This is a genomic window from Pseudomonas sp. Yb2C2 (genome assembly GCF_052112325.1).
GTDB classification, from domain to species: domain Bacteria; phylum Pseudomonadota; class Gammaproteobacteria; order Pseudomonadales; family Pseudomonadaceae; genus Aquipseudomonas; species Aquipseudomonas marginalis.
Window position 1 is genome coordinate 1 of sequence record NZ_JAVAJK010000020.1, and the last position, 14151, is coordinate 14151.

Annotated in this window: 14 protein-coding genes; 13 read left to right on the top strand and 1 reads right to left on the bottom strand. The window is 54.7% G+C overall.

Features of this window, described 5'->3' with window-relative positions; all coding sequences use genetic code 11:
- Window positions 1-185 precede the first annotated feature (185 nt).
- The 13 genes from Q8X51_RS24115 to Q8X51_RS24175 all read left to right on the top strand — a co-directional run bounded on the left by Q8X51_RS24115 (window position 186) and on the right by Q8X51_RS24175 (window position 13805).
- Window positions 186-1244, top strand: a complete 1059-nt coding sequence (locus Q8X51_RS24115; RefSeq protein WP_407694902.1) for a YCF48-related protein — start codon at window positions 186-188, stop codon at window positions 1242-1244.
- 57 nt (window positions 1245-1301) lie between these two features.
- The gene (locus Q8X51_RS24120; protein ID WP_407694901.1) at window positions 1302-3827 is read left to right on the top strand and encodes an efflux RND transporter permease subunit; all 2526 of its coding nucleotides are present in this window, start codon (window positions 1302-1304) and stop codon (window positions 3825-3827) included.
- Between the two features lie 271 nt (window positions 3828-4098).
- The gene (locus Q8X51_RS24125) at window positions 4099-4851 is read left to right on the top strand and encodes a hypothetical protein (protein ID WP_407694979.1); all 753 of its coding nucleotides are present in this window, start codon (window positions 4099-4101) and stop codon (window positions 4849-4851) included.
- A 115-nt stretch (window positions 4852-4966) separates the two neighbouring features.
- Window positions 4967-5191, top strand: a complete 225-nt coding sequence (locus Q8X51_RS24130) for an AlpA family transcriptional regulator (protein ID WP_407694464.1) — start codon at window positions 4967-4969, stop codon at window positions 5189-5191.
- Between the two features lie 4 nt (window positions 5192-5195).
- Window positions 5196-6041, top strand: a complete 846-nt coding sequence (locus tag Q8X51_RS24135; protein ID WP_407694465.1) for a ParA family protein — start codon at window positions 5196-5198, stop codon at window positions 6039-6041.
- 82 nt (window positions 6042-6123) lie between these two features.
- Window positions 6124-6333, top strand: a complete 210-nt coding sequence (locus Q8X51_RS24140; protein WP_407694466.1) for a hypothetical protein — start codon at window positions 6124-6126, stop codon at window positions 6331-6333.
- Between the two features lie 14 nt (window positions 6334-6347).
- Window positions 6348-7937: a ParB family protein gene (locus Q8X51_RS24145; protein WP_407694467.1), complete on the top strand. Its 1590-nt coding sequence runs from the start codon at window positions 6348-6350 to the stop codon at window positions 7935-7937.
- The gene (locus tag Q8X51_RS24150) at window positions 7934-8482 is read left to right on the top strand and encodes a DUF2857 domain-containing protein (protein WP_407694468.1); all 549 of its coding nucleotides are present in this window, start codon (window positions 7934-7936) and stop codon (window positions 8480-8482) included. Before Q8X51_RS24145 ends, Q8X51_RS24150 begins: the two co-directional genes overlap by 4 nt.
- A complete protein-coding gene (locus tag Q8X51_RS24155) occupies window positions 8479-9666 on the top strand; it encodes an STY4528 family pathogenicity island replication protein (RefSeq protein ID WP_407694469.1) in 1188 nt (395 codons plus the stop codon). Before Q8X51_RS24150 ends, Q8X51_RS24155 begins: the two co-directional genes overlap by 4 nt.
- Before the next feature lie 220 nt (window positions 9667-9886).
- Entirely contained in the window at window positions 9887-10642 is a 756-nt protein-coding gene (locus tag Q8X51_RS24160; protein WP_407694470.1) for a PFL_4669 family integrating conjugative element protein, read from the top strand.
- Window positions 10639-11157 carry a DUF3158 family protein gene (locus tag Q8X51_RS24165; protein ID WP_407694471.1) on the top strand — a complete coding sequence of 173 codons (519 nt, stop codon included), beginning with the start codon at window positions 10639-10641 and terminating at the stop codon, window positions 11155-11157. The genes Q8X51_RS24160 and Q8X51_RS24165 overlap by 4 nt, the downstream gene beginning before the upstream one ends.
- Window positions 11154-11609 carry a single-stranded DNA-binding protein gene (locus Q8X51_RS24170; RefSeq protein ID WP_407694472.1) on the top strand — a complete coding sequence of 152 codons (456 nt, stop codon included), beginning with the start codon at window positions 11154-11156 and terminating at the stop codon, window positions 11607-11609. The genes Q8X51_RS24165 and Q8X51_RS24170 overlap by 4 nt, the downstream gene beginning before the upstream one ends.
- Before the next feature lie 228 nt (window positions 11610-11837).
- Complete coding sequence (locus tag Q8X51_RS24175) at window positions 11838-13805, top strand: DNA topoisomerase III (protein ID WP_407694473.1); 1968 nt, start codon at window positions 11838-11840, stop codon at window positions 13803-13805.
- 42 nt (window positions 13806-13847) lie between these two features.
- On the opposite strand, the gene Q8X51_RS24180 is transcribed toward Q8X51_RS24175, so the two are convergent.
- Window positions 13848-14105 (bottom strand): hypothetical protein, encoded by a 258-nt coding sequence (locus Q8X51_RS24180; protein WP_060766757.1) that lies wholly within the window; start codon window positions 14103-14105, stop codon window positions 13848-13850.
- Window positions 14106-14151 lie beyond the last annotated feature (46 nt).

Here is a 14151-nt window from a genome sequence, read left to right on the forward strand (position 1 = left end):
ACGACTTTGCCACCGGAGTCTACTATCACTCCTCCATTTCTGCCGGGGCCAAGGGGGTGAAGGTGTTCGACGAACTGAAACCGCTGACGTTCTTTACGCCTGAGTCTCTTGCGCGACAGTCTCAGCGATAAAAACTTAATCTCTCTTATGAATGTCTCGCTGCCGTGGAATGAACGGAGAAGCACATGAACACCCTACTCAAGGCACTGGTCTTGTCTGTCGGCGCCTTGCCCTGCATGGGCAAAGCTGCCTCATTCATTGATCCGCTGGACCAACCCGCAATGATCTCTGAACGCGCAGTTATCTCACCCTTGTACGGATTGTTCGCTAGTAGCTCAGGGGTCGTTGCGGTGGGGCCACGCGGACACATTGTCCGATCCGACGACACCGGTCAGCACTTTGCTCAAGTGCCAGCGCCACTGAGTAGCGATTTGGTAGCGGTTTATTTCGCCAATCGATCACTCGGATGGGCGGTGGGACATGACGGGGTCATTCTAAACACCAAGGATGGCGGAGAAACCTGGACGCGGCAGCTTGACGGCCGTCAGATGATCGATCTGTTTGCCAAGCACTACGGAAGTGTTACAGGAGAGGGAACGCCAGAACTGCAAAGTGCTCAGGAATACACTCAAGCACTGGAGAAAGACGGCCCAATAAAACCGCTGCTGGATGTATTTTTTGAAAATGAACACGAGGGCTGGGTAGTCGGCGCGTTCAATCTGATTTTACATACCACGGACGGTGGTCAGCATTGGGTACCGTGGATAGATAAAACAGAAAATCCGGACCAATACTCACTGCACGCCATCCGCAGAATTGGCGACCACGTGTTCATCGTTGGCGAATTGGGCCTGCTACTGCGCCTGGACCAGACACGCCAGGAATTCGTGAAGGTTGCCCTCCCCTACAGCGGCTCTTTATTCGGCCTCACCGGACGCAAGGGCTTGCTTGTTGCCTACGGGCTTAGAGGCAACGCATGGACAAGCCGCGATGAAGGAGCATCGTGGACGCAACTCGAAACCCGGACCAGTTTTTCGATCAACGCAGCTACCCTGCTCGCTGATGGCTCGATCGTTCTGGCAAGTGCTGGCGGCGAGTTGTTATTCAGCGACCCCAGAGGCGAGCAGATCATCAATAGATCAGTCAAGCGTCGCACACCAATCTATGGGATTGCAGCATTGGGCCATGATCTCTATACCATCGGCCCATATGGAGTAACCCTCGCTTCACGCCAAGATCCCTGAATTTTATCGAATGCACTGACGAGACAGTGAGTTTCCATTCCCATCGGAGGCGTTACGATGGCTACGACTATCGAACAAAACAATAATAAATACCCAATTATCAATGACCGTCGAGACTTCGATGAGCGTACAGGTAACATCGTCGAGCGGGTGATATTCAACAATCGCCTGTTGATCATCATCCTGATAGTCGTTATCTCCGTACTGCTCGGATGGCAGGCATCACGCCTAGTGGTCAATGCCAACTTCGATCGCATGATCCCAAGCTCCCACCCCTACATCATGAACTTTTTCGACAACCGCGCAGAGCTCCCCGGTCTTGGTAACAGCGTACGTGTCGTCATAGAAAATACCAAAGGCGACATTTTCGATCAGCAATACCTGCAGACGGTCCGAGAGATAAACGACGAACTGTTCCTTATACCTGGAGTTGATCGGCCCTGGATGAAGTCGCTGTGGACACCTTCATTACGCTGGACTCAAGTAACCGAAGATGGATTACGCGGTGGCCCGGTCATGCCTGACCGGTTCGATGGTTCTTCAGAAAAACTTGAAGAACTTCGGGATAACCTGGCACGGTCATCCGCGCCAGGCCGAATCGTAGCCAATGACTACAAGTCGTCTATGATCATCGTCCCTTTACTGAACAACTATGCCGACTCGGGCAAGCCAATCGACTACAAGGCGTTATCACAGGCACTGGAGCAAAGAGTCAGGGGCAAGGAAGGAGAAGGAGTACGTATCCATATCGTCGGCTTCGCCAAACTGGTAGGGGATCTGATTCAGGGCTTGACCAAGATTCTCCAGTTCTTCGCTGTGTCCGTTCTGATTGCGACGCTATTCGTTTACCTCTACAGCCGCTGCTGGCGAAGCACCCTGATGCTGGTAGCCGTTTCCGTACTCGGTGTGGTCTGGTTGCTAGGTCTAATGCACCTGGCCGGTTACGAACTTGATCCCTACACGATTCTTGTACCTTTCCTGATTTTCGCCATCGGCTTGTCGCACGGGGCGCAAAAAATGAACGGAGTAATGCAGGATATCGGTCGCGGTACCCATAAGTACATCGCTGCCCGCTACACTTTCCGACGACTATTCATGGCGGGGCTGACCGCGTTGCTGGCCAACGTCGTCGGTTTCGCGGTATTGATCATCGTCGATATACCGGTGATTCAGGACCTGGCGTTAACTACCAGTATTGGTGTAGCAGTATTGATCTTCACCAAGCTTATTCTGATTCCAGTTATTTTGTCCTATACCGGAGTCAGCTCGCACGCAGCGAAACGCTCAATGCATGCGAGTAATACTGAAAAGCTATCCCCTCTGTGGGAGTTCTTCAGTCACTTTACCCAGCGCAACTGGGCAATCAGCGCGATCGTTTTTGCAGTCATTTTGAGCATCACAGCGCTGGTAGTCCGTCATAATCTGCAAATTGGAGATCTCGGCGCCGGCGCGCCCGAATTGCGCCAGGATTCCCGTTACAATCAGGATGTGGCTTACGTTACAGCCAATTATGGTCTATCCAACGATCAATTCGCCGTTATCGTAAAGACCGCCCCGGGGGTCTGTGATCACTTCAGCAATCTCATTGAAGCGGACCGCCTGGGTTGGGTGTTAAGTCATGTGCCTGGTGTGCAAGCGACGGAGTCCTTCGCCACACTGACTAAGCAAGGTGTCAGCGGTACGTTCGAGGGTTACTTCAAATGGAACAGTATTATTCGCGACCCTCGCTCGCTCGGTTACGCGGCGTCCCAAGTGCTGGTTAACAACCCCGATGTACTCAACCCCAAGTGTTCGGTATTCCCGGTCATGACCTATCTTTCAGACCATAAAGCCAGCACATTGACCCAACTACTTGCACAGGTAGAGGCCTTCGCCAAGGAACATAACAGTGAAGATATCAAGTTTCTCCCAGCAGCCGGCAACGCTGGAATCGAGGCGATTACTAATATCGTGGTTAAGGATTCGTTCTATAAAATGCACGCTTTGCTGTACGTCGGCGTAGTACTGCTTTGCTTCGTCACATTCCGTAGTTGGCGCGCAGTCATCGTGGCAGTCATTCCACTGGTGGTCACCTCCTTGCTTTGCGAGGCGCTGATGGTATGGCTTGGTATCGGGGTTAAGGTCGCTACTCTACCAGTCATTGCGCTGGGTGTAGGGGTCGGGGTTGACTACGCGCTATACCTGCTATCCGTGCAACTGGTGGTACAGCGAAGTGGCGCGAGCCTTAAGGAAGCGTACCGAGCCTCTCTACAATTTACCGGCAAAGTCGTTGCGCTCGTGGGTATGACAATGGCCGCCGGCGTTATTACCTGGGCTTGGTCCCCCATCAAATTCCAAGCCGACATGGGCATTCTGCTGGCATTTATGTTCATCTGGAATATGCTGGGGGCTCTGGTACTAATCCCTGCACTGTCGTGCTTCCTACTGCAGAACCGACACAAGACCGGCCTGCCACCACAGTCGGTGGACGGGAGTGCAAACACCGCCGTGGGACCCCGGAAAAAACTACCTCAACCGCCACGATCTAAACGCCAGCATGTTGGCGCTGATGTCGAGTTAACCCAGTTGCCGAGACTTCACTGACCCAGTCTGACTCCTCGTGGATCATTGTCTGTGCTGGATTTTTGCAGGTTTGGAGATGGGGCGATCTTGCGTCGGCAACTGGGTCAATCCAGGGGCAGCGCCAACAAACTACGATTTCCGAGAGATTTTACGCGTAAAAAAATCGTTTAACTGGAAATGGAGTGACCTCACCGAGTTGGTCCACCGAGGAAACAGCTAGCGTGAATAGCTAGTTTGGATTTTTAGATAATCGGTGTGAGGCCTACCCATTAGGAATGGAGGTCCACCGCAGATGAGCGTTTATGTTTTCAATCCGCATAGCAAAACCTTCTATCGCCCTATAGATGCAGCATTGCGCTGGTGCAATCTCACTCGCTACGAAGCCCAAATTGTCCAGGCGGATTGGTCTCGTCCCGAGAACCTTGCAGTTCTATTTCCCCAATGGCCCAATCTCCATATCGCTATCGAAAGGATTTTAGACGCCATACGCAATGGTGAGCTGCCGTATGGCTGCCTCGGGGTTTCGGTTCCTTTCGGAAGCTATGTAGAGCCCTTTCAGCTAACCATCCGCCATTCGGACTTACGCCGCTGGATGGAGATTCATTACCCCGACCATAAGCCCAGCTTTTTATTCGAGTCCGGTGAGGATGCAGCTCCTGCAAAGGTCAGTCTCGGAACTTTTCTTTCATTGAAAGCAGATCGAGACGAGCTATCGAGGGCGTTGAAAGCGCAACAGCAACACCTTCAAGAAATCTTGGGAGAGCTCCAGTCGATTGGACTTGAAAGAGATGATCTCAAAGCCTTGGCCAAAACGAATGGCCAACTCAGCGAGCGCAGCGAACTGACCTATCACAACATCATTGGGGCATTGGTCAGTCTTCTCTTGGACCATTCGCCCGCCGGAAAACCTCTTTCGGTATTCGCGAATCAAGCAGCCATCGTTGATGCCATTGTCGCTCGTCACAAAGATGTGCCCGGCCTCAGCAAGCGCACGCTGGATGAAAAGTTTGCCGTGGCCAATCGTAGCCTCAAAAAAAATACCTGATCGAGCCAATTGCGTCGCAATAGGGTTGATTGCAATGCAATGACTCATCCGCCGTGGTGCGATTCAATCCATGTCACTTACCAACACGCGCCAATTGGCGCCAGGAGTGACTAGCATGTCCAGCCAATCTGTCCCCTCAGTTGAAGCACCTCAACCCCAACGCCACATCATGCGACGTGACGAGGTTGAACAAAAAACCGGCTTCAAACGTGCGCACATTTATAACCTGATGAAGGAAGGAAAGTTTCCGCGGGCGAAGCGTATCGGGCTGCGCGCAGTCGGCTGGGACTCTCTGGAAATCGAGCACTGGATTGCAGAACGCCTTTCGCGACAGGAGTGAGGTGATGCACGTGGTCTCGGTGGTGTCCACCAAGGGTGGCGTAGGCAAAACTACAGTAGCGGCGAACCTCGGTGGCCTGTTGGCCGATGCTGGTCTGCGTGTTCTGCTCTTGGATCTAGATAGCCAACCCACCCTCTCCAGTTATTATTCACTGAGCCAGAAAGCGCAGGCCGGTGCGTACGAGCTCATTGCACTCAATCTAACAGTGCCTGAACGAATAATATCTAGGACTGCAGTCGTCGGTCTCGACCTGATTTTCTCCAACGACGATCAAGGTCGACTGAGCACCTTGTTGCTGCATGCACCTGACGGACGACTACGCCTGCACAATTTGCTCAACGAGTTGTGTCTCAATTATGACCTGCTTTTGATCGATACTCAGGGAGCACGCAGCGTATTGCTGGAGATGGCCATCCTGGCCTCCGATCTCGCCCTCTCTCCCATCACGCCGGAAATGCTCGCTGCCCGCGAAATGCGCCGGGGCACCTTGAAGCTACTGAGTGAGCTCGAACCGTTTCGCCATCTAGGTATCGACCCGCCGCCGTTACGGCTCTTACTAAACCAAGTGAACGTCAATCGACTGGACACCCAGATGATCATCCGGAGCCTGCGCGCGACTTTCGCAGAGGCTACCAATATCTCGGTTCTAGACACTGTAATCCCGGATAGGGTGGCGTATCTCAATGCCGCCTCCCTCGGCTTACCGGTCCACCGAATAGACGCTCGCCCGTCGAGTAAACGCCGACGCTCGCAGTCTGCGCTAGAAATCATGCAGGCGCTGGCCATCGAATTATTCCCTGAATGGCGTGAAGCGATCTCTTCGGTAATGAGGTGTGCGGAGCCTCGATAAAACAAATCGCCTAATCAGCATTTCACCGATTTTTTTGTTTGATCGACCTTGAAGCCAACAGGGCTTGGTAAGGAGTTTTCTAATGCAGGATCAGTTTCCTATCGTTGTTCAGCCTTCCATTCGACCACGCGACTCGGCTTGCGAGGAGTACTGCACCGTGGTTTTTCGTTTGCAAGGGGGGCGCTCGGCCGTGGTGTGGTTCCTCGCAGAACTCTCCCAACATTTCGAAGGTTCAGGGACTGCCGAAATCGTAAAATTCGAGGTCGGTGACCATTTGCGTAGCCGGCGTTGATCGAGGCGGTTCAGATGAAGAAGCTCAGTCAGGAGGAAATCACCGACAAGCTGCACCAGAACCACTTCACTCAAGGTCCTGGACTGGAGCGAATGTCCGATCCAGTCATCGACACTCCCATGCTGGTCACTCTGGAACAGTTACGTCCCTACGAACACAATCCACGCTTCATTCGTAACCCGCTTTATGACGATATCAAGGCATCGATCCGTGAACGCGGGCTGGATCAACCGCCACCGATTACCCGCCGTCCGGGTGAAACCTCTTTCATCATCCGCAACGGCGGTAATACGCGCTTAGCAATTCTCGGCGAGCTGTGGCAGGAAACGCGCGATGAGCGTTTCTTTCGGATCCACTGCCTGTTCCGACCTTGGAGCAATGAAATCACCGCCCTACTCGGCCATTTGGCGGAAAGCGACCTGCACGGTCAACTCACGTTCATCGAACGGGCGCTGGCAGTAGCCAAACTCAAAACCATGCTTGAGTCCGATGGCGCAGAGCTCTCACAACGGGAGCTGGCTCGACGTCTTGCCGCTGGAGGCTATCCGATTTCGCAGTCGCATATCAGCCGGATGCTGGACACCCTCGAACACTTATTACCCGCCATTCCACAAACTCTGTATGCCGGATTGGGTAAGCCTCAGATAGAGCGCCTGATCGGTCTACGTAGCCAAGCTGAGCGAACTTGGAACCGTTATCCAACCGCCGCAGTTTCATTTGCAGAGTTCTGGCTAGAGACCATGGGCTACTTCGATGGCGATCCTGAATCTTTTGATCTTGAGCAGATCCAGGACGAATTGCTCGAACGCATGAGCCACTTGCTCGGACAGTCCTATCGTATGCTGGCCCTAGAGCTGAGCGATACCCGACGGGTCGTCTCCACGCCTGAGGCTGTCACCACCACTCCTTCAGAAAACAGCCATCGGCCAAGCGTGCATGAAACTGCGGCAGAGTTGCCCTCCTCCGACACTAAACCCGAATCAACTGATGCCAAGAGCAAGATAGAGCCAATTTCAGAAGAACGGCTCAACGCACCCGAAACAAATACTTTACCTGCGGTCAGTCACCTATCACGCGTTCAACAGATTCGTGAGCAAATCGATCGCGAGATCATTACCGAAGCGGAGTCCTCATTCGAAACCTGCACAATCGACGACCTCTGGACCATCGCACCAACGCTGGATACGCCCGAACAACTGCGTTTAAGCATTGCAGGACTGGCTCGGGAAATGGCGGCCTATGCCGGAGATGGCGAGTGCATCATTGGTCAAAAGCTTGGCTTGGGCTTCGCGTTGGACATTGAGCGACTCGATCTTTCAGCGCCTCGCTCGACCGGCGTTCACCTAATGCTCCTGGCCCTGCTACGTGCTCAAGACGAGGTGAACTGGGAAGATCGCAAGCAAATACCTTCCGCACTGTTCGGGCAACTGTTGTTAGGGGTCTATCAACTCTATCTGCCAGATCGACCAGTCACGGACGTGGGGCTGGAGCGACTGCCTGACAGTCTGTTAATTAAGCTGTTTCGCCTGATACGCCTGGCTCGGCGTCTAATCGAGTTAACACTCATCTCTGAAGACAAAAACTCACCGGAGGAGCTGAGATGAACTTGTCCTTCAATATGCTCAATCAAGCCATGCTAACCCAGGTACTGCACGAACTACGCCTGGGCAACCTGCAACGCTGCAAGGCACTTGGACTGAGTGAGGATGACATCTTCGTGCTGCAATCCTTACCACCGACCACGTTATCGCGCCTGGCCCATGCCACAGTCCCTTGGCTTGAGGTCAAGATTGACTCGCAGGTGCTGCATCGATTGATCGAACAGGCTGATCGCGATGAACAGAACGAACGGTTGATCAACCGAGCACTCAAGCTCGGTGCCAGCAGCACCATCATGTACCAATGCTTTGGCTTGGCGCATTCGGAAACAGCCATGCGCCGGCGTCTACTCAAGATAGAAACCCGTAAAGGCCGCCCCCAACATTTGAGCGAAGCGCAGGAGCATGCGTTGTGGCAACGTTGGTGCCAAATACGAACAGAGGACGGCACCGAGGATAAACTCGACGCCATGATGATGCTTGCCGAAGAGCAGCAAATCAGCTTGACCATCGTATGGCAGCAGATCGACCAGTACAGTAACAAAACATGAATGCTGTTCCTTCCAGTCGCTGGCAACGTGTCCTGCAGCAATGTACCCAGCAACTGCATGAGCGCTGGCCTGCACGCCCTATCACCGAACAGCCCTCCAACCAGGCTCTACAGGCTGGCTTTCTGTTTAGCGGCCAATCCCACGAAATTGTGCCACGTCGCCTGCTATTGGATAATCGGCTGACGCCATTGGACCGAAATGCCTGGCAGGTATTTCGACTCATGCTGCAAGGTCATGGAGTGGTCACGCCGCGCTATGAGGATTTGCAGCCTTACCTCTCGAGCGTGCCTTACGGTGCGTCAGCCTCGCGTGAAACCATTGCACGCGTGTTGACGATGCTTAGGCTCACTCGCTGGCTCAGTTTGGTGAGCCGCGGTCGCGACCAAATCAGCGGGCGGCTACAAGGTTCTTTGTACGTTCTGCACGATGAGCCGTTAACCCCCGCCGAAGCCATGGAGCTGGATCAGGATTATCTAGAACTGGTCGGACATGCCCTCGGTCATGCGACGAAGGCCGTGCGGATTGTCGCTCAACACATTGTGGAAGAGGTCCGACAGGACACGAATATCGATCGGGGTCGGTTACCGACGCGACTCGACAGCTGGGGCGAACAGTGGACGCAGCAAGGCTTGGATCAGCCACCCGGTGATGCACTCCACGATTCCGAACTGGGGGCAGATCGCTACGTTCGGAATCGTGCAGGCCCTCGTTCGGATTCCGAATCAGGCTTGAACGCTAATGTTTCCAGCGCCGTTCGGAATCCGAACGGCGCCTGTACTGTATTAAAAGAAAGTAATTGTACAGTACCGAGCGCGACCTCTGCGGTGGATAACCTGCACTGGCCCACTTCGCTGCATCTGAGCCCAAGCGAACATCAGGCCGTCAGCGTGGCGCTGAATAAGCTCAAACCGGTGGATCAGCAGGCGGTGCTTAACGAAGCGGGGGCCCGCTGTGCTGCCGGTGGTATACGCAAGCCAGCGGCCTATCTGATGGGTTTGGTCCAGCGTGCGCTGAGAGGCGACTTTCGTCCTTGGGCCAGTCAGGCCGAACCGTCAACCATTGCAGAGCCGCCCTCGTCCGCCCCCTCGCGGCCGTCTCGAAAAAAGGGCGAACCTGCATCAGCCCTCGCCCAAGCGTGTTTGAATGAGCTGCGCCAACTGCGTGGAAGCGGTAGAACTCAATAGATTTGATGCCAGTGGCATCAAATCCATAGAGCTCCAGTCTACGAAAATGTCGAACCGAGCCATGGAGCTTTTAGAGGAACACCGGGACGTTCTCCACTAAACATAGACGTTATGTATTTTCTCTTTCTCACCAAACCGAACAGACCGCGTTCAGCTTTTCGGCTGCCCTTGTCTCTCATCTATCGCACCGTCCCGTCCAAGCCTATGCGAGGACAACACCGTGGCCGATCACTATCAACTCAATCTGGGTTCATTGCGTAGTAGCATCACCTTAACCCTGCACACTCACCACGCTGCCCGTATATGGCAAGGTCGGGCCGCACGTGAAGGCGTCCACTCGATCATGGGCATGGCCGGCTACATCAGTGTCACCAACCTGATCAAACAAACGGCGGCCCAGGACGATCCCTATGCCGATTGGGCCATCGTGCAGCTCGAAGAAAAATTGATGCAGGCGAAGGCTGGGATGGGAGAACTGACCCAACAGCTGGATCGGATCAGACAGGACCTGCCGACACAGATCGACATGGGGGACAACCTCAACATCCACCCCGTCACTTTGCCATTGTATATCGGTAGCCAACTGGGTTTTCTGGCGGTTTACCTACTGACCGACTACGACACGCTGGTCCGCCATACCCTCTTGGCCCATCACACGGCTTTGATCGGCCGAAGAGACATGGAAGCCTGGATCGACGACGGCGCCCACCTGTTACGCAGCCTGTTCGGTCAGGCGCAACGTTATCGACATGCCGGCGTTACACGCGATGATATGGCCGCAAATAATGCCCGCGCCCTGGCGGCCGTGGAGAAGTATGGATTGCCCCCGATGGATATCCTTGAGGGTCATCGCCGTTCTCAGTTTGCGCCGCCGATCATTCGTCGTGGTGCTGTAGCAACGGATGACGCTGACGCTTTGGCAGAGGACGTGGACGGTCCGTCTGCGACCGTGGATGAGCCGGAGGCTGACGCATGAATCCCATGATCCCGATTCAACCAATGCCCTTCGAAGCGTTGACACCGGATGCCTATCGGCAGCTCGAACACGCTGCCTCCCTAAAAGGCCTTTTAAAACCTTTTAAGGGTAAGGGGGAGTTGGAGCACCTGGCGCAGGTGGCGAGGGAAATCGAGGCGCAGTTATGTCGCCTGATGGAGGCTGTCGTGCAGCAATCCGGGGAGCCACCGTACTCGCTATTGAAGATACGATTGGTGCTGCAGAAGACCAGTGCGGGCAGCACCTTTTTGCGTTGGCGCACCCGTGATTTTTCTCGCATGGGTGTGGAGGTTTGGGAACGTCAGATCTCCAACAAAGCATTGCCGCAGATCGTACGAGAGGAATTGCACCGTTTCGAATGCGCGCGTATCGCACTAAACCTTCAGATGAGTGTGGTGCATTCGCTCTACCGCCAGGCTACGACCTGCGCGATCAAAATGGCCAGTGCCGAACAGTTGCTGCGCCAGTTCACACCCGCAGTGGAGAAAACACGATGAGTACTTTTTTCGTCGGCGAAGGCAATATCGGCAGTGCACCAGAGTTCCAGGAGTTCGCCTCAGGCAATGACGAGCCACGGCGTTTGCTACGGCTGAATGTGTACTTCGACAACCCCATACCACGCGAGGGCAGCTATGAAGATCGGGGCGGCTATTGGGCACCGGTTGAGCTCTGGCACCGTGAGGCTGAACACTGGAGCACGCTGTACCAGAAAGGCATGCGCGTGTTGGTCGAAGGTCGTACGGTGCGCGATGAGTGGGAGGACAGCGAAGACAATGCGCGGGTGACCTTCAAGATCGAGGCCCGTCGAGTCGGCATCCTGCCTCACCGGGTACACAGCGTGGTCATGCGGGAACGCTCCAGTGAACCGACGGCCGCTCAAAATGCTGAGCAGGCCAGCTCGCCGACGTCGAAACCCAAGAAACACAGAGGGCAATCACCTAAGGCCTGAACGACTTCAGGCATAAAAATTGCGCCTTTGCGCGAAGTTCCAGGCCTGCCATTGCTCGCTGCTCATGAAGCCCCCCACCCAGCTACGAACGCTCCAATGAGGTAGCAGCTTCAGCCCATTCAAGGCCGCCCTCACCGACTAATATGAGGAACCTGCCATTCAGGTTTCTCATATCTCGCCCCTGCTACTTCGAACAACGCTGCTCCGAACTCAATCCGGAGTAGTTATATGCGCCTCTTTCTCTGCGAAAAACCTTCCCAGGGTCGTGACATCGCCAAGGTTCTCGGAGCCACTCAGCGTGGCGATGGTTGCCTGATCGGCCCCGAGACAACTGTCACATGGTGTATCGGCCACCTACTGGAGACGGCCCCGCCTGAAGCCTACGGCACTCAATACAAGAACTGGTCGTTGGATCATCTACCGATCATTCCGGCGCAGTGGCAAGTGGAGGTCAAACCCAAGACTGCCGCGCAGTTCAAAATCATCAAACGCCTGCTCAGCGAAGCCACCACCGTTGTCATCGCAACCGACGCCGACCGCGAAGGTGAGATGATTGCCCGCGAATTATTGGAGCTCTGCCAGTACCAAGGCACTGTTCAGCGCCTCTGGCTGTCCGCACTCAACGAAGCATCGATTCGCAGGGCACTGACCTCGCTGAAGTCTTGTCAGGAAACCTTCCCGCTCTATCACTCGGCCCTCGCCCGCAGCCGTGCCGACTGGCTGATCGGCATGAACCTCAGTCGTTTGTTTACCCTTCTTGGTCGGCGGGCAGGCTACGACGGCGTTTTGTCAGTGGGGCGCGTCCAGACACCCACCTTACGTCTGGTGGTCGATCGGGATCGTGCGATTGCCGGCTTCGTCCCGGTGCCTTACTGGAACGTTGAAGCGCACCTATCGTCGATGGGCCAGCGATTCATAGCGTCGTGGTTACCGCCATGCTCAGGACGGGACGAGTCGGGGCATTGCTTACAACAGGCGCTTGCCCATCAGGCAGTGCAAACAATCACCGACGAGAAGTCCGCCACGGTACTCTCGTTACATACTGAGCATTTCCGAGAACCGCCGCCCCTGCCCTTCGACCTAAGCACGTTGCAGGAAGTCTGCTCGCGTAAGCTGGGGCTCGGCGTCCAGGAAACCCTGAACATCGCCCAAGCCCTGTATGAAACCCACAAAGCCACCACCTACCCGCGCAGCGATTGCCGCTATTTGCCAGAGAATATGTTCAACGAGGCTCCCGCGGTACTCGACGCCCTGCTCAAAACGGATCCTGCACTCAGACCTGCATTCGAGGACCTCGATCAATCATTGCGCTCCCGCGCATGGAACAATGCCAAGGTCACTGCGCACCACGGCATCATCCCCACCACCGAACCGGCAAACCTGGTGCGGATGTCCGAACAAGAACGCCATGTCTACGAACTGATCCGTAGCCACTACCTAGCGCAGTTTCTTCCGCATCATGAGTTTGATCGGACCCAGGTCGAACTGGCGTGTGGCGAAGAACGATTGACCGCTGTGGGCAAACTGATCTTGGTCCAAGGCTGGAAAAGCTCGCTCTCCGAAAACACCGAGGAGGATGAGCCCAGTCACAAATCCCAAGTCTTACCCAACTTGCAACAGGGCACGCAGTGCGCCGTGGACAATGTTGAACTCAAATCCATGCGAACTGCCGCTCCTAAACCTCTCACCGAGGGTGATCTGATCAAGGCGATGAAAAACGTCGCCAAGCTTGTCAACGACCCACGCCTGAAACAGAAACTTCGGGACACCACCGGTATCGGAACCGAAGCCACACGAGCCGGCATTATCAAAGGGTTAATTGATCGCGGTTATTTGCTGAAGAAAAAACGCGCCTTAATAGCTACGGCGGCGGCCCATACCCTGATCGAGGCGGTACCCGCTGCAGTTGCGGATCCTGGCACGACCGCGATCTGGGAGCAGGCGCTTGACGAAATCGAAGCGGGACGCCTGACCTTGGAGGCGTTCGTCGCAAAGCAGGCGAACTGGATTGCTAAGTTGGTCGAACACTATGGAGCGCTCAACTTGTCGATACCGGTCGAAGCCGGCCCGGCCTGCCCCATTTGCAATGCCTCAATGATCAAGCGGAAGGGCAAATCTGGGCCGTTCTGGTCATGCTCGCAGTATCCGAACTGCAAGGGCACTTTGCAGTTCAGAAAAGAGACGCGCCGCCCATGACAGTTCGATTAAGATCAACATGAAGTTAGGGTGGTGCACAGCTCAGTGCATCATCAGCGGCGCCTGATCCCGCTCCAAGTCGATCAAAGGTTGTCCGACTTCACGGGCCAAAGCGATGCCTGTCGAAATCCATATCTGCCCCAGTTCGTTGAAGGCTTTTAGGTGGGCAGGATCTTCGTTGAGCCAATGAACAAGGCGTTCGAAGTATTCGGGATTATCCGGGCAATCATGAATCTTGATGAACAGCTCCAGTGTTCGATCCCAAATCAGATCCATGACGTCCTTTCTCTCATCTTCCATGTTCAACCATCCCTCAGCATGGTCCTTTCAGACCGTCGCTCTTACT